The organism is Alteromonas sp. 5E99-2 (assembly GCF_017368475.1).
In the GTDB taxonomy this organism is placed as follows: Bacteria; Pseudomonadota; Gammaproteobacteria; order Enterobacterales; family Alteromonadaceae; genus Alteromonas_F.
This window is the reverse complement of the sequence record NZ_JAFNJE010000088.1, coordinates 1-395: the sequence shown is the minus strand read 5'-3', so window position 1 is coordinate 395 and position 395 is coordinate 1. Positions and strand designations below refer to the sequence as shown.

The 395-nt window shown below is 55.7% G+C and carries 1 protein-coding gene; it reads right to left on the bottom strand.

The window, feature by feature from the left end:
- A partial coding sequence (locus J3L16_RS16020) for a transglutaminase domain-containing protein (protein ID WP_207614061.1) occupies positions 1-395 on the bottom strand: 395 nt, incomplete at both ends.

The window sequence follows — 395 nt, the reverse complement described above, 5'->3', positions numbered from 1 at the left end:
CGATGCGGGCAGGGATCGTGCGGGCGCGGCACATCGCGATGAGAACGTGGGCATAGTCACGGCAAACACCTTTACGGGCGTTGAACGTGTCAGTGGCAGTTGTACCCGCATGGCTGGCGAAGGGATCGTAGAGGAAATTATCTTTGATCCAAGCTGCTGCTGCGGCGACAAAGGCACCCCCTTGCAGTTGGCCTATCTCACCTCCGACAAAATCGTAGAAGTCCTCGGGGTGGCAGTACCGCGAGCCCATCATGTAAGGTGTTTCATCGTCGGATAAGTGTATCAGTGGGGTGCGGTGTAAGGTTTCTAGAGCAACGTCTTTGCGGTTCACGTCGACAATGGCTTCATAGGTGCATTGAAACGTCTCTGTGGCGTGTAGCCAAATGCGCTCTCCC